This window comes from Nostoc sp. KVJ20 (assembly GCF_001712795.1).
Taxonomy (GTDB): domain Bacteria; phylum Cyanobacteriota; class Cyanobacteriia; order Cyanobacteriales; family Nostocaceae; genus Nostoc.
This window is the reverse complement of sequence record NZ_KV757788.1, coordinates 1-15,511: the sequence shown is the minus strand read 5'-3', so window position 1 is coordinate 15,511 and position 15,511 is coordinate 1. Positions and strand designations below refer to the sequence as shown.

Sequence of the window (15,511 nt, the reverse complement as noted above, 5' to 3'; positions counted from 1 at the left end):
GTATTTGTATCATTATTAAAGTAAAATGGTATAATGCCCCGATCCGCTAACGCAATTTGCAATCAGTTTCCGAGACGCGATAAATCGCCGTCTCTACAAGTGTTTTGGTCTTATCTGAACTGTATTGTGGTATGATTTTACTTTTTTAGATTTTGGTAGATATACAGTGAAGATATTGTATTTAAATATATTTCTTTACGCTCATCTTCATCGTCATTAGTATTTTTAAACAGGACTGTAAACGCACCAGCGCCTAACCTATCTTGAGGAAACATCCGATAACAAGGCATTGTAGTTAAATGCGATTGATATTTGGCTAAATTACTAATTTCTATTGCCTGAAAATGGGGAAAGCGTTCCAAAAACCATTCACATACTTGCTCATTTTCTTCGGGTGAATATGTACAAGTCATATAAGCAAGATAGCCTTGCGATAAAACAATTTTCGCCGAGTTAGCGATAATACGCTTTTGTCGATTTGCACTCTTATTAATAGCAGTTGGGTGAAAACATCCGGGCGCTTTTTCACCTTTAGCAAGTAAAGATTGTCCAGTACAAGGAGCATCTACTATTACTAGATTGCTAGAGCAGGGAAACATTTCGGCAAATATACTCGAATCTCTATTAACCACTGCACTAGGGCTGATCTGGCAACGCTTCAAATTAGAAATTAGCATTCCCAGACGTTTGCCAATTACTTCATTACTGATAAGTAAGTCAGGTTGTAAAGCTTTCCACGCGAAGATACTTTTACCTCCTGGTGCAGCACACATATCAAAAACTAAACGCACTGACTGAGGAATAGCTAACAAAGTAGTAGCTGCAAACACCGAAGAAAAATCTAAACAATAAAAATATCCTTTTTCATGAAAGGGATGCCGTCCGGGTTTTTCTCCCAAAGATAAGCGGTCTATAAATTGTGGTTGCCAAGAAGTTGGTGTTTCCACTGCAAAAGGCAAAGTTTCTGACTTTTCTTGACACCAAAGAATACTTGGTGAAAAAGGCTGAGGATTCATCAAAGCCTCAATAAATTTTTCTTGATCATCTAGATTAGTGAACAAACGTCGCGAGACTTTAAGTAATAAATTAGAAGGTTTTTCCATGTGAATAAATATAATACCAATTTTCAATTATCTGTAACTTAAGTTTCTTAATTACGAATTACGAATTACGAATTTATAGGTTGTATCACAATCCAAATAAAACTGTTACACAAGAACAATGTAATTAAGGCTTTTGGCTTCATACTCAAAATATAATGACCGCCATTGGGATCGCAATGGCCAAGCTACCCCACTGCACCGGAGAAGGTCATGTTCTTAGATAGTTTTCAGGAAAAATTACGCAAACAAGCACAACTATGGAGGGATGAAGGATTAATTAGTTCTTCGCAATATGAGCAAATAGCAGAGCGTTATCAATTTAAAAACCTGGAAGCTGCTGCACGCGATCGCAACAAAGCGATCGCAATTGCTGTAGGCAGTGTGCTTTTATGCTTAGGCATAATTACCTTTGTATCAGGAAACTGGCAAGGAGGATCGCGAGAAGTCAAATTTATTCTGATGATAAGTTTGTTTTTTGCGATCGCAATCACTGGATTTTACAGTTGGAGACCACCTGAAGGAAAGAAGCCAGAACGAAGCAAACGCATACTGGGAGAAGGGTTGCTAATTTTAAGCGCCTTCATCTTCGGTGCAAATTTACTGCTAATGGCCCAGATGTTCAATATCACTGGTTCAGCTTCCCAACTGTTTCTCGCCTGGGGGTTGGGTGTTGTGGTGATGGCCTTCAGTTTGTCCTTAAATTCTTTAGGAGTTCTGTCAATTGTCCTCGTGGAAATTGGCTATTGGACGGGATTAGAAGACTTGTGGTACGCTTCAGGTGAGTTAACTTGGTCGCGTCTAGTAGTCCAGCATATGCCATTGTTGGCATGGCTGGTATTTGTACCCTTAGCCTACTTCTGTCGATCGCGTTGGATTTTTGGTCTAGCAGCCTTTGTTTTTGCTAGTTCCTTACAAGCCAACCTTAACCCTCTGCCACTGCTAAATTATGCTGATATAGCCCCTTGGGTGGCATCTTTTGCTTTTGCACTCCCACCTGCATTATTCTGGAGTTATGATGACCTGCTGTTTCCAACCATAAATTACAGGTTGTTTCAATCTCTAGCCCGTAATTTAGCGTTGGTAAGCTTCGGCGTTGTCTTTTACATTCTGTCTTTTCGTTGGGTCTGGGAATCTCCATATAGTTTTAATCAGCCAACGAATTTGACAAACTTGTTCGAGTCTCTGCCGATCATCGATTTGGGGATTCTCAGCGGCTTGGCGGTATTGCAATGGTTGTTTCTACTGCGCCAAAGAAATAACCCTCCGCGTCGAGAAGTAATTTTCACGACTGCTGTCATTAGTACATTTCTTGTCTTTATTACCCTAGTACCTTTTTGGCATCAAACTATCAGCCGGATTGATGAACTTGGCATTTTTATTTTCAATGTACTTCTTGCAACATTAGCTTGGGGACTAATTCAAGAAGGATTGAAATTAAGCAACAGAAGTTCCTTTTGGGGCGGTATGCTGTTATTAACACTGCAAATTATCAGTCGCGTGCAGGAGTACGATACAGACTTACTTTTTAAGTCTTTGGTCTTCGTCCTGTGCGGTTCTGCTTTAATTAGCGCCGGACTCTGGTTTGAACGCCGTCTACCTGGTGGTAGCTCTACAAGTAAAAAGTAGTGCAAAAGATGAAAGAATTCAGGAGTCAGAATTCAGGAGTCAGAATTCAGGAAAAGTTCACTTAAATTTTAGATTTTTTCTTCAATCCAAAACTCCAAATCTAAAATTGAATTATTCCTAACTCCTAACTCCTAACTCCTAACTGAAAATCTCTGTGAGTTAAAGTTTTTAAAGTTTCTCTGCGTCAGTCCTAATCTCATTACTTTGACCTCCTCAAGACCTCTGCTTTTTAGGACTACGCTCATGACTAATAGTTCTTCTGAATCTAAAAATAAAACCTTGTCTCCCGAAGCCGAATTCTCCAGTAAGGTAACTTTTCGGGATTACTTGATCGCTACCGAACAAAAATCGAATAAGCCCTTACCTTTTTGGCGGTTACTAGCTCCCCTGGCGCTGCAAACGGGGTTAATTATGGCAGTACCAGCCCAAGCTGTTTATACAGATGTGACAGGTAAGACGGTGATTTTGCAAACCGTACCTGTAGATCCTAGCAATGTGCTTCAAGGTAACACCTTAGCGTTAGATTACAACATATCCCGTACCGCAAATTTGAGTAGACTGCCTGGTTGGCAACCATTAGTCAGCAAAGGCCGGGGAAGTGGCAGAAGATTGCCTGAAGGAACCAACATCTATGTGATTTTGCAAGAGCAATTATCCTCTGGTCGCGGTGTTCCTAGGGCTTGGAGACCGTTACGAGTAAGTAGCGATCGCCCCACGACTCTTAGAGCCAACCAAGTAGCTTTAAGAGGTGTTTATCAGGATGGCTCTGTTAACTACGGCTTGGAAACATATTACATCCCAGAAAACCAACGTCAGCAGATTCGGAACGACTTGCAAGCCCAACGCGCCCGCAGGGGACAAATACCGCCCATTGTGGTGAAGGCGAAGGTAGATCCACAAGGTAAAGCAGTGCCAGTTAGTATGTGGGTGCGCGATCGCAACTATCGCTTTTAAGCTCTTAGGCAAATAAACATTGCATGTTTACACGCCAGATTTCTTTCCCAAGTTCTGAGTGTCGGCTTCCGACGCTCAGAACTTTCTGTTTGTCATTAAATATTTGGTGAAAAAAATGTAGAGACGTAGCATTTCTACGTCTCTACAATGATTCTAAGTAAAGCATATTTAATTTCTAGAGATGTTTTATGGGTAATTTACCCCAGCCGCCTTTTTGCAACAACCGCAGAATTTTTTTAGCGATCGCACTACACTACAAATTTACTAGTATTGAGCAACACACTGCTAAGGCACAATCAACACTGGGCAAGGGGAAAGGTTAATCACACGGGTGGTAACACTATCATCTGCTCCCTCTTCAGTCAAACCTAGACCCCGACAGCCCATGATAATTAAATCTGCTCCAATTTCATCAGCGACATCGCAGATAGTAAAAGCTGGTTTGCCTTGCCTTTCCAGGATTTCAGATTGAATTCCTTGCTCAGAAAATAAAGATTGGGCATTTTGTAGCAGTTTGGCAACTACCTCTGGCGACACCATCGGATCGGCACTAGGCGCATCTGGAGGTGGTTCTTCTACCACAGACAGCAGCACCAAGCGACTGCTGTACTTTTTAACTACGTTGGTAACAACGTCAGCAGCTTCCCGCGTTTCCCGGCTTTGATCGATAGGAAATAGTACTGTCTTAAATATATCTGTCACTTGGGTACCCCTGACTCCGGTAAAATCTTGATGGTTCTACTTTCAAAACAATAACAAAAAGGCAATCAGGAGAGTTTGGTGTGTCCAAAAAAAGTTTAGCAAGTTTATCTTCGGCTGATATCTCTGGGAAACGTGCCTTAGTGCGGGTCGATTTTAACGTGCCTGTGGACGATCAAGGCAACATTACCGACGATACTCGCATTCGCGCCGCTCTACCAACCATCCAAGATTTGACGCAGAAGGGAGCTAAGGTCATTCTCGCCAGCCATTTTGGCCGTCCCAAGGGTGTGGATGACAAATTACGCCTAACTCCCGTTGCCAAGCGTCTGTCTGAGTTACTGGGGCAAGAAGTCATTAAAACTGATGATTCCATTGGTGATGAAGTTGCAGCTAAGGTTGGCGCATTGCAAAATGGCCAAGTGCTGTTACTAGAAAATGTCCGTTTTTATAAAGAAGAAGAAAAGAACGACCCAGAATTTGCGAAAAAATTGGCAGCTAATGCTGATTTTTATGTAAATGATGCTTTTGGTACTGCACACCGCGCCCATGCTTCTACTGAAGGTGTGACTAAATTCCTCAGCCCTTCTGTGGCTGGATATTTGGTTGAGAAGGAATTGCAATATCTGCAAAACGCCATTGAAAATCCCCAACGTCCTTTAGCGGCAATTATTGGTGGTTCCAAAGTTTCCAGCAAAATTGGCGTAATTGAAACACTGCTGGAGAAGTGCGACAAGCTGATTATTGGTGGTGGGATGATTTTCACCTTCTACAAAGCCCGTGGTTTGAATGTTGGTAAGTCGTTGGTGGAAGAAGACAAGCTGGAATTAGCGAAGTCTTTAGAAGCTAAGGCTAAGGAACGGGGCGTTGCTTTATTGCTTCCCACAGATGTGGTATTGGCAGATAACTTTGCCCCTGATGCCAATTCTCAAACCGTTAGCATTGAGAATATCCCCGATGGTTGGATGGGTTTGGATATTGGGCCAGACTCGGTGAAATTTTTCCAAGAAGCTCTTGCAGATACCAAAACGGTAATTTGGAATGGGCCAATGGGTGTGTTTGAGTTTGATAAATTTGCGAAAGGTACGGAAGCGATCGCTCATACCCTTGCCGAAATCGGTAAAACTGGCACAACAACCATCATTGGCGGTGGCGACTCAGTAGCGGCTGTGGAAAAAGTTGGTTTAGCCGACCAAATGAGCCACATCTCCACCGGCGGCGGCGCTAGCTTGGAGTTACTTGAAGGTAAGGTATTGCCTGGAATTGCAGCTTTAGATGATGCGTAATTAGGGATTGGGGAAGGGAATAGGGTACAGGTTACAGGGTACAGATTATTCCCTATTACCTGTCACCTGTCACCTTTTCCCAATTCCTAAGCCACTACATGAGAAAAATATATGCAACCTAAATGGCTGGAATGGACGCAAAAATTACAAGCGATCGCTCAAAATGGGTTAACTTATTCTGAGGGCGTGTTTGATATTGAACGTTACAAACAATTACGAGCGATCGCCACAGAAATTATGGCGACTTACTCGAATGTAGAACACAGCTATATCCTCGATTTATTTAGCCGTGAACTAGGATATGCAACTCCCAAAGTTGACGTGCGGGCAGCAATTTTTCGTGATGACACTATATTGTTAGTCAAGGAAAGAGTAGACGGCTGTTGGAGTTTACCTGGTGGATGGGCTGATGTTGGTGAATCGCCTAGTCAGGTAGTTGTGAAAGAAGTATATGAAGAATCTGGATATCAAGCACGCGCTATTAAACTTTTAGCAGTCTATGACAGAAACAAACAGGGACATCCACCATTGCCGTTTTATGTCTACAAACTGTTTTTTCACTGTGAACTCATTGGCGGTTCTCCATCATCAAGTATTGAAACTGAAGATGTAGGCTTTTTTCCTGAAGATGGGTTACCAGAACTTTCTATTGGACGTGTGACACCAGCGCAAATCACGCGACTTTTTCAACATTATCGCCAACCAGATTTACCGACAGACTTTGATTAGTATAGGAATCCGCTTTGATTTCTGAACTAATTTGCGTAGGCAGGCAATAGGCAATAGGCAATAGGCAATAGGCAATAGGCAACAGGCAACAGTCAAGAAGGCTTCTTAGTTGTACTGAGTTTTTTCAGAAATCAAATATGAGTCCTATAGTTCCTTCAATATTTAATATACTTTGCCAAATTTTTTAGGCAATATACTACTACACAAATTTCCTATCTACACTAATTAACTATCCCTCTTTTGTCAGTTTCGGCAACACAAATTCTGAAACCTTTCTTTAAAAAGGTTTTTATAGCGCAATACGCTTGGGTTAAGGGCTAATAGTACAAAATTGTGGGTTTTAAAGACGCGATAAATCGCCGTCTCTACAAGTGTTTTGGTCTTATCTGAACTGTATTGTTTTATAGCAGTCCTAAATCATTCGTGAAAAATTAGATCCCCGACTTCTTTAAGAAGTCGGGGATCTGGGCAACGCAAATTTTCACAACTTTCACGTCGCGCATCTCGGCTCAATACCTAGTAGGGACTATTATGTTCCCGGACGAGAGCGAATATGATCGGGTATATGATGTCGATCGCCTAATATTTCTAACAAAGGGCCATGAACGTCAAATTTAACCATACTTACCGACGCAACCAAAATATTCACCCGATAGCGATAGCGTCCCAAATCAATTCCCAGTAAACTGCAAAGCGTAATCCGAATCGTGGCTTTATGGGAAACTACTAAAACATTACCGTGGGGATGTTTTTCTTGAATTTCAGCAATTACAGGCATAGAACGGTTAGCAATATCTACCGCAGTTTCTCCACCTTTGGGCGCATTCCAAGCTGGTTCTGTCAACCATTTTACATAGTTTTCTGCGTAATTCTCTTGGGCAAACGATTTACTCTTAGTTTCCCATTCGCCGTAACTACCTTCTCTAAGTCCATCACGCAACTGCATATCCATACCGATAGCATTACAAAATGGCTTGGCAGTTGCAATTGCCCGCTTCATCGGGCTAACATAAACAGCTTCCCACTTCAAGTTTTGATAAACATCGGCAAAACTCTCTGCCATCTGCATCCCTTCAGAAGTCAACTCCGCATCAGTTTCACCGCAGAAATTACCACTTTGACTAAAAGTAGTTTCTCCATGTCGCAGTAAATATAAATTGAGTGTCATAGCTTGTATCGCGATTGGGATCAAGGAGTTTGTGCAAAAATAAACTACCATCAATCTTGCAATCAAGTCTGTGATACTAGGACAAAGTAATCAACCAAAAAAGTCAATCAACTACTACAAACTTTTGAAATCGAAGACAACTAGTACAGCACGGCGGAAATAAACCACCCATTCCCAATCAACAAAACCCTTACGCTGTCTTCATTTTTAATTTTTAATTTTTAATTTTTAATTCCGCCTTGCGGTACTAGGGCGTTGTCTCCTGTGTCGGTGTCGGTGTCGGTGTCGGTTCAGGTGTGGAGGTTTCTGTGGGAGTTGGTGTAGGTGTTTCTGTGGGTGTGGGAGTTGGCGTGGGTGTTTCTGTAGGCGTTGGTGTTTCTGTAGGCGTTGGTGTTGGCGATGGGGGAGGAGTGGGATTTTCGGCGGTAATGCTGAGTTTATAATCTACTGGTTTCGATGCTGTGGAAACTACAACAAACTCGTAAAATCCGTTTTCTGGTAATTTAGTTGACAAACTACGCTGGGTAGAATCTTCTAAAAATTGAATTTTGCCAGAGGGTGAATAGACTGATAACAAAACTTGGGAATTTGCTTGTAGGTTCAAGTCTAGAGATTGGTCTTTGGCAAGTCCAGCAATGAATACTTTACCACCACCAGGTTGGAGAGTGCCGCTGACTGTTTTACCAGTAGCCCCCGGATCAAAGACAATTTTCTGGAAAGCACTACCGGCAAGGATAGCACTGAGTTTATCGCTAACAAATCCATGCCAAACTTGTCCAATGGGCTGATCTTGGAAATTTTTACCCCGCTGCTCAGGGAATACACGTAAGAAAGCCGCATCTCCCAAATCATACAAAGAACGACTACCAACGTTAATTTTATTGACTTCCACTTTCCAGCGATCGCGTTCAGCACTTGTATAAGTTCCCAACTGTCGTCGTGTATTGGAACTCAATGGTGCAAGTTTTTCCAGCAATTCTGAGGCTGTTTTATCCCATTCTGCCCGCAAACCTTCATCTTCAGGGCCATCGCTGAGAGTGCGTCCTCGCAAACTGGGATTTCTATCCCAAAAAACTTGATTCACCAAATTCACGTAGAAGTTAGAACTAATATCCAACTGTTGACGGCGATCGCTTAATTTTTCTTTGCGTTCCCGTTCTGCTGGTGAATATTGCGCTAAGGGATCGGTTGGTTGTTCACTGGTTGGAATTGGACTGGCTGTGGGTGTAGGTTCGACTTCACCGATATCTCGCCTGCTATTCAATCCCCACGAAATTAATCCAACACTACCAACGACTAACGCCGCTACAAGGAAGATTTTTGTTGGTGTCCACCAGCTTGTGGGCTGAGGGGATGGGGGATATGAGGGAGATGGGGAAGATGGGGGAGGTGGAGAGACGGCGACGGTGGCGGATGTGGGTTGTGGTTGTGGTGGAGTGGGGTATTGAGTTGGGGGAAAGTTAGCTGGGGACGAGTTGATAGCTTGGAGTACTTGACGGGCTGATTGATAGCGATCGCTTGGTCTTGCAGATAGCATTTTATCTAATACCTCTGCCAAAGTTTGACTCAGGCTTACTTCTCGTCGCCACTGCCAACTAAGAGTGTAGGTATCAATTAATTCTTGAGGTTGTTTGCCTGTCAGTAAAACCAACATTGTTGCTGCTAAAGCATACAAGTCGCTGTGGGGAGATACTAACCCAGTTTGCATCTGTTCTGGAGGCGCAAATCCTATCTTACCTAGTAGGGTTGGTGATGGGGAAGATGCAACTACGCCGGGTTGGTAATATTGGGAAGCAACTACTGCTACTACTTGTTTGACACCGCCAAAATCAATTAATACTGGCAGTTTGTCAACAGTGCGAAGCATTAAATTATCTGGAGAAATATCTCGATGAATTACTCCTAGTGAGTGGATGTATTCCAACACTGGCAAAATTTGCTGCAATAATTGGCGTACTTCTACTTCTGTAAAGCGCAAACCTTGCTTTATTCGAGCATCTAACAACGAGTTGTAAGTTTCCCCTTCTACATAATCTTGTACCAAAAACAGATATTCTTTGCCTCCTAAGTTCATCCGCAGCAGTTCCCGGAAGCGGGGAATTTGGGGATGTTGCAGTTTATAAAGAACACTCGCTTCCCTTTCAAACAGTTCTTCAGCTTTTTGGACAACGTAAGCGGTTTGAACTTGGGGAGAAAATTCTTTTAAAACACAAAGTTCGCGGAAACGGTTGACATCTTCAGCTAAATAAGTGCGTCCAAAGCCACCTTGGCCAATTTGACGTACAATCACATAGCGATCGCCTAAAGTTAATCCTGGTTGGATACCATAACTCATGGGCGTATCCAACAAATTTTCACCACACTGGAGACAAAAGCGACTACCTGGAGTATTTTCATGTCCTTTAGAACAATATATTTTAGTCATTAGTTATTAGTCATTTGTCATTTGTTATTAGTAACTCTTCTCCAGTCCCCAGTCCCCAGTCCCCAGTCCCCTTACTTGCCAGATTGTACTTTACTGACTTGATCAGCTGCGATCGCATACCAAATTTGACCGAAAGTCTGTTGATTGAGTTTTCCACGCTGCTGATCAGGAAACAACCGATCAAATTTTTCATTTGTGTCTTTGGTCAGCTGATCAATTGTATAGTTCCCAAACTGCCCTGATCGCGCTTGTCTTCTCCATGTATCGTAATCTTTTTGACTATAGTTCCCCAATTGCCGACGAGCTGCGGTACTGAGGTTAGCCTGTTCTAGTTTATTCAATAAATCATTAGCAATACCAGACCATTCATCTCGTAAACCAGCGTCTTCAGGTTTAGATGACAGGCTACGTCCTTTTAATTCTGGTTTTTTTGTATAAAATAAATTATCGACGAAGGGAATAAAAAATCCTTCAGTAATTTCTAGCTGTTGACGACGACTGATAATTTCCTGGAGATTGCTATTTTTTCCTTTGTCGCTGACTGGTTTACCAATCGGATTTGGAAACTGGGGAATTTCCGGTAAGGAAATTGATGGAATAGTGATTGAAGTTACAGCCCGAATGACTGCATTTCCAGCCGCCAAAGTTAATCCAACTATAGCTGTTCCCCCTAAACTGATCACAAAAGGGCGAATCCAAACAGGCCAAGATATCGGTTTAGCCATCGCTTGCGTTCTGCTTTGGAATCTACTCACAATAGCACTAGCGCGTTGTCTTCCCGGAGCAACGACCATCGTCTTAATCTTGCCAGTAATATAATTACCTGGGGATTTAGTTGCAGTTGATGATGGTAAATCTTTGAGGATTTGCTCGGATCGTTGATAGCGATCGCTTGGTTTATAAGCTAGCATCTTTTTTAACACCGCTTCCAGTTGAGGACTAACGTGGATTTGCTTTCCCCATCCCCAAATTCCCTGATAGCTGTCGTATAATTTTTGCGGTTCTTGACCTGTAAGCAACACTAATGTTGTCACCGCCAAAGAGTATAAATCACTACTAAAAAAAGCTTTTCCCTGACGTAGCTGTTCTTCTGGGGCGTAGCCCTTTTTACCCAGCAAAGTATTATTTTCAGCTAGTTTAGTCTGCCAAAAACCTTGAGAAGCTGGCAATTGCTTGACACCACCAAAATCAATCAGCACCGGGAGATTATCAGAACGCCGCCAAATCAAATTATCGGGAGAGATATCACGGTGAACTACATCTCGTGAGTGGATGTAGGATAACACTGGTAAAATCTGTTGGAGTAAAGTGATTACTTCCTCTTCACTAAAGGTTTTTCCTTGAGTTTCCCGCTGTTCTAATAATTGGTAATAATTATCACCATCCACATAATCTTGTACTAGAAAGAAAAAATCTTTAGTACCAATTTTCACTTGTAGCGAGGCGTGAAAACGCGGAATTTGTGGATGCTGGAGTTTTTTGAGAACATTGGCTTCTCGTTCAAATAACTCTTTAGCTTTTTGTAAATCTTGATGTTCTTGTACTTGGGGTGCAAATTCCTTCAACACACAGGTTTGATGGGATTTCTTTATATCCTCAGCCAAATAGGTGCGTCCAAAGCCGCCCTGCCCTAATTGACGGATAATTTGATAGCGATTATCCACAACCTGTCCCACACCAAGAGGTAATGGCTCACCGCAATGGGTACAAAAGCGGTTACTACCATTATTTGTGTGTTGTTTACTGCAATAGAGCTGCATGGTGCCCAAGGATAAATTAAGGTTTTATTGAGTAACTACAACGCATATACCCTCATTTTCGGATATCCTACGAATTACGTTAGCGCAGCGGTAGCGAGTCCGCGTTCGCTTTTAGCGTCTCGTAGAGAGCGTCATTACGAACTACGAATTATTTTAACGGTGTTGGTTTACTTCAGGATAAACAACAAGCGTCATGAACCACAAATCAAGACAGCAGCAAGTAATTAAAGCATTTGAAGATTTTTTGTCTACCCCCCTAGAAACCATACTGCAACGGCATCTCAACACTCAAACTTCGGCAGCTTTGAGTTTATTTCACGATGTGGCGGCTAATGTGCCAGCCTACAAGGCTTTTTTAGCAGAAAGGGAAATTAATCCCGCAACTATTCAAACCTTGGAAGAGTTTCAAAAACTCCCAGCGATCGCTAAACAAAATTATATACTGCGTTATCCCTTAGCTGACTTGTGCCGCAACGGACAACTCCAAGGGTGCGACATGATAGCTGCTTCATCAGGTTCCAGTGGGAAACCGACATTTTGGCCTCGTTTTTTCACAGATGAACTCCAAATCGCCACACGCTTTGAACAAATTTTTCACGATAGTTTCTATGCAGATACCAGACGTACCCTAGCAGTAATTTGTTTCACTTTGGGCACTTGGGTAGGTGGAATGTTTACTACTAATTGCTGTCGTTATCTTGCTAGCAAAGGTTATCCCATCACCGTAATTACTCCTGGTAACAATAAAGAAGAAATTTTGCGAGTTGTGCAGGAATTAGGTTCAGCTTTTGAACAGGTAGTGTTATTGGGATACCCGCCATTTTTAAAAGATGTCATTGATACTGGTATCGCTCGTGGTGTGGAGTGGCAGCAATATCAGATTAAATTAGTGATGGCGGGAGAAGTATTTAGTGAAGAATGGCGGAGTTTAGTTGGTGAAAGAGTTAGTTCACAAAATCCTTGCTATGATTTTGCATCACTCTACGGCACTGCGGATGCGGGAGTTTTGGGTAATGAAACACCGTTAAGTATCTGCATTCGCCGTTTTTTGGCAGAAAATCCCGATGCTGCTAGAGCTTTATTTGGGGAATCGCGTTTACCCACGCTAGTACAATATGATCCTTGCAGTCGCTTTTTTGAAGTTCAAGATGGCGGATTGCTGTTTTCGGGAGATAACGGTATTCCCTTAGTGCGTTATGACATTTTAGATACTGGCGGGATAATTAGTTATGATGCCATGCTGCAATTTTTAGCTGAATGGGGATTTAACCCGCTCGAAAATCTCCGTTCTGAGGCTCAAGAATCATCTAGAGGTATTCATCAGCTACCTTTTGTTTATGTCTTTGGGCGTTCTAACTTTACAGTTTCCTACTTTGGCGCAAATATCTATCCCGAAAATGTGACGGTGGGATTAGAGCAACCAGGAATTCAAGAATGGGTGACGGGTAAATTTGTGTTGCAGGTGAAGGAAGATGGTGACAAAAACCGATTTTTATCTGTGGTTGTAGAGTTAGGAGCAGGAGTAGAGGGTAGTGAAGATCAAAGAGTTGCGATCGCATCTTCTATTCTTTCACAACTGCTACGTCTGAATAGCGAGTTTGCTAATTATGTTCCGGCAGAGTATCAAACACCACAGGTTACATTAGCTCCAATGGGTGATTTTGAATATTTTCCGATTGGGGTGAAACATCGTTATACGCGTCAATAGATGAATCAAATACAAGAAGACGCGATGAATCGCGTCTCTACAAGGGGGGATGGGGTGGTTGTTCGCGATCATTTTCCCAATTGATTGGGTTATTGATAATATATTGTCTGATGCGATCGCGGGCGAATTCATTACGAATTATGTTGTCATGAAACCTTTCTTGCCATCCAAAACCTTCATATATTTGATTAATTTCAAATGAACATCGTCCTTTGTACCACCTAACAATTTTAGAAAGGGAATTTTTAGACAACATCGGATTAAATAACCCAGTAACCCCACCCCGTTGATTGTCCCCCCTTGTAGAGACGCGATTCATCGCGTCTTCTTCTCGTGTTCGTGGATTCATCGCGTCTTCTTGTGTTTGATTAATAACCAAAATCCCATGAATATGATTAGGCATGACGCAAAACGAATCTATCTGGCAATTAGAAAAATTATTAGGAATCTCATACCACAATTTCTTAGCAATTTCTCCAATTGGCGATCGCTGCATTTCACCCTGTACAATCTCACCAAAAAAGCATTTTTTACCGTCGGTGCAAATAGTAACGAAATATCCAGCATTACTAGCATAACTCCATGCAGGCAAACGGGTTGAGTCAATTCGATATTTACCTTTGTATTTGGATTTGTTGTTTTCTGGTTGAGGCTCATCATTATTCATGATTACATCTTTGATTGATACAAAAATTTATGCAATTATTGCTTTGCATTGATGTAATTGCCAACCCAAAAAACTCTGAATTATTCTTCGCGCTATGTAAATGATGGGAAGGAAGAAGACGCGATGAATCGCCGTCTCTACAAGGGGGGCGATCGCGTCTGCCGCAGTTTCCCCTAAGATAACCAAAGCACTTGGAAGATTTGATGCATAATAAAAACTAAACCTTGAAATTATGAAGTAGGCAATGAATACTACCGATAATTCTCCGATGGATGATGGCTCATCAGCAGATTTGATCTCTGTCGCAGAGTTACAGCAACAGCTTAATGACTTACTACAGCAATTATCTCCAGAACGATTACGGGTGCTGACTGATTTTGCTGCTTATTTGGCAAATGCTGAAAGCGAAGCTGCAACCCAAGAACTTTTGGCAATTCCTGGATTGTTAGAGCGAGTTAAGCAAAATCAAGTAACGCCTAAAGCCCAATACACCGCCTGGAGAACTCTTCGCTCTGATGTATGAAGTTATTCTTCATCCCGATGTCCAGGAAGTTTATGTCAATGCTAACAAAGCTTTTGCTAAGAAAATTGCCCGATGTTTGCAGCAGCTAGAACAAACTCCTCGATCGCACCCCAACATTAAAGCCCTGAAGGGAGATTATGCAGGTTACTATCGCTACCGAATCGGTGATTACAGGGTCATTTATTCTATAGACGATGAAGTTGTGCAGGTACTTGTTGTGGCAATTGCTCATCGCAGTGAGGTATATAAACCGTAAAGGCGATCGCTTAATCAATTCATCACGGCGATCGCAAAAACGATGCCTGCGGCGGGCTACGCCTACGCATTCCCATTCTGTTTACAATATCTGTTTTATTAGGGGCGACGCATTCCCAGGATTGCGGACATATCGGACGCGATAGATTTACGAGACGCTTACGAGATGCAATGAATCGCGTCTTTACAAGGGATTGCTGCTTCCACATTTCGCTTATGTTTTGGCTGGAGGAAGTATCTTTCTTTCTTACTCTCCATCTTTCACTTTCTCTTGTTGATGCCAAGCTTGATAAAAAGCCGGGTAGGGCATACTTTGGGCGGACTTCCAGATAACTTCGTAGGAAGTATAAAATCTCCCAAAGTCATTTTTATACATTTCAGGTGATAAATAATCCTTCAACATGGTGACAACATTCGGCATCTGTTCCTCTGACAGAATTTTCTCTAAGCTTTCTGCCGCTTGCATTCGGGTAGAATCATCCAGTTGTGGTTTGCCGATTAACTCTACCAAAGCATCAATCGTTTTTTGGTTGCCAGGGTCAATTTTCCCTAAGCTTTCTGCCGCTATCCTTCGGGTAGAATCATTCAGTTGTGGTTTGCCGATTAAC

The 15,511-nt window shown here is 42.2% G+C and carries 15 protein-coding genes; 7 read left to right on the top strand and 8 right to left on the bottom strand.

Annotated elements, in window-relative coordinates; genetic code table 11:
* Window positions 1–137: 137 nt before the first annotated feature.
* A complete protein-coding gene (locus A4S05_RS37025) occupies window positions 138–1,103 on the bottom strand; it encodes an RsmB/NOP family class I SAM-dependent RNA methyltransferase (protein ID WP_069074731.1) in 966 nt (321 codons plus the stop codon).
* 210 nt (window positions 1,104–1,313) lie between these two features.
* On the opposite strand from A4S05_RS37025, the gene A4S05_RS37020 reads away from it, so the two are divergent.
* Both A4S05_RS37020 and A4S05_RS37015 read left to right on the top strand, forming a co-directional pair.
* On the top strand, window positions 1,314–2,729 hold the full coding sequence (locus A4S05_RS37020) for a DUF2157 domain-containing protein (RefSeq protein WP_069074730.1): 1,416 nt from the start codon (window positions 1,314–1,316) through the stop codon (window positions 2,727–2,729).
* Between the two features lie 243 nt (window positions 2,730–2,972).
* Complete coding sequence (locus A4S05_RS37015) at window positions 2,973–3,683, top strand: GDYXXLXY domain-containing protein (RefSeq protein ID WP_069074729.1); 711 nt, start codon at window positions 2,973–2,975, stop codon at window positions 3,681–3,683.
* Window positions 3,684–3,968: 285 nt separating this feature from the next.
* Here A4S05_RS37015 and A4S05_RS37010 read toward each other — a convergent pair whose 3' ends face one another.
* Window positions 3,969–4,376, bottom strand: coding sequence for a universal stress protein (locus tag A4S05_RS37010; protein WP_069074733.1), 408 nt, complete (start codon window positions 4,374–4,376; stop codon window positions 3,969–3,971).
* Between the two features lie 89 nt (window positions 4,377–4,465).
* Between A4S05_RS37010 and pgk the strand changes: the two genes are divergently transcribed.
* Window positions 4,466–5,668 (top strand): phosphoglycerate kinase, encoded by a 1,203-nt coding sequence (pgk, locus tag A4S05_RS37005; protein ID WP_069074728.1) that lies wholly within the window; start codon window positions 4,466–4,468, stop codon window positions 5,666–5,668.
* Window positions 5,669–5,779: 111 nt separating this feature from the next.
* Window positions 5,780–6,397, top strand: a complete 618-nt coding sequence (locus tag A4S05_RS37000) for an NUDIX hydrolase (RefSeq protein ID WP_069074727.1) — start codon at window positions 5,780–5,782, stop codon at window positions 6,395–6,397.
* Between the two features lie 529 nt (window positions 6,398–6,926).
* Here A4S05_RS37000 and A4S05_RS36995 read toward each other — a convergent pair.
* The 3 genes from A4S05_RS36995 to A4S05_RS36985 form a co-directional block, all read right to left on the bottom strand.
* On the bottom strand, window positions 6,927–7,565 hold the full coding sequence (locus A4S05_RS36995) for a histidine phosphatase family protein (RefSeq protein WP_069074732.1): 639 nt from the start codon (window positions 7,563–7,565) through the stop codon (window positions 6,927–6,929).
* A gap of 247 nt (window positions 7,566–7,812) precedes the next feature.
* Window positions 7,813–9,990 carry a serine/threonine-protein kinase gene (locus A4S05_RS36990; protein ID WP_069074726.1) on the bottom strand — a complete coding sequence of 726 codons (2,178 nt, stop codon included), beginning with the start codon at window positions 9,988–9,990 and terminating at the stop codon, window positions 7,813–7,815.
* A 71-nt stretch (window positions 9,991–10,061) separates the two neighbouring features.
* A complete protein-coding gene (locus tag A4S05_RS36985; protein ID WP_069074725.1) occupies window positions 10,062–11,750 on the bottom strand; it encodes a serine/threonine-protein kinase in 1,689 nt (562 codons plus the stop codon).
* Window positions 11,751–11,943: 193 nt separating this feature from the next.
* On the opposite strand from A4S05_RS36985, the gene A4S05_RS36980 reads away from it, so the two are divergent.
* Window positions 11,944–13,458, top strand: a complete 1,515-nt coding sequence (locus A4S05_RS36980; RefSeq protein ID WP_069074724.1) for a phenylacetate--CoA ligase family protein — start codon at window positions 11,944–11,946, stop codon at window positions 13,456–13,458.
* A gap of 37 nt (window positions 13,459–13,495) precedes the next feature.
* On the opposite strand, the gene A4S05_RS36975 is transcribed toward A4S05_RS36980, so the two are convergent.
* Both A4S05_RS36975 and A4S05_RS42425 read right to left on the bottom strand, forming a co-directional pair.
* Entirely contained in the window at window positions 13,496–14,125 is a 630-nt protein-coding gene (locus A4S05_RS36975; protein WP_069074723.1) for a transposase, read from the bottom strand.
* A 27-nt stretch (window positions 14,126–14,152) separates the two neighbouring features.
* A complete protein-coding gene (locus A4S05_RS42425) occupies window positions 14,153–14,311 on the bottom strand; it encodes a hypothetical protein (protein WP_176727218.1) in 159 nt (52 codons plus the stop codon).
* A 58-nt stretch (window positions 14,312–14,369) separates the two neighbouring features.
* Between A4S05_RS42425 and A4S05_RS36970 the strand changes: the two genes are divergently transcribed.
* A complete protein-coding gene (locus A4S05_RS36970; RefSeq protein ID WP_069074722.1) occupies window positions 14,370–14,648 on the top strand; it encodes a hypothetical protein in 279 nt (92 codons plus the stop codon).
* The gene (locus A4S05_RS36965) at window positions 14,641–14,904 is read left to right on the top strand and encodes a type II toxin-antitoxin system RelE family toxin (protein WP_069074721.1); all 264 of its coding nucleotides are present in this window, start codon (window positions 14,641–14,643) and stop codon (window positions 14,902–14,904) included. Before A4S05_RS36970 ends, A4S05_RS36965 begins: the two co-directional genes overlap by 8 nt.
* Window positions 14,905–15,150: 246 nt before the next feature.
* Here the strand turns inward: A4S05_RS36965 and A4S05_RS36960 are convergent.
* On the bottom strand, window positions 15,151–15,511 hold a 361-nt coding region (locus tag A4S05_RS36960; protein WP_141699921.1), incomplete at its 5' end, for a HEAT repeat domain-containing protein.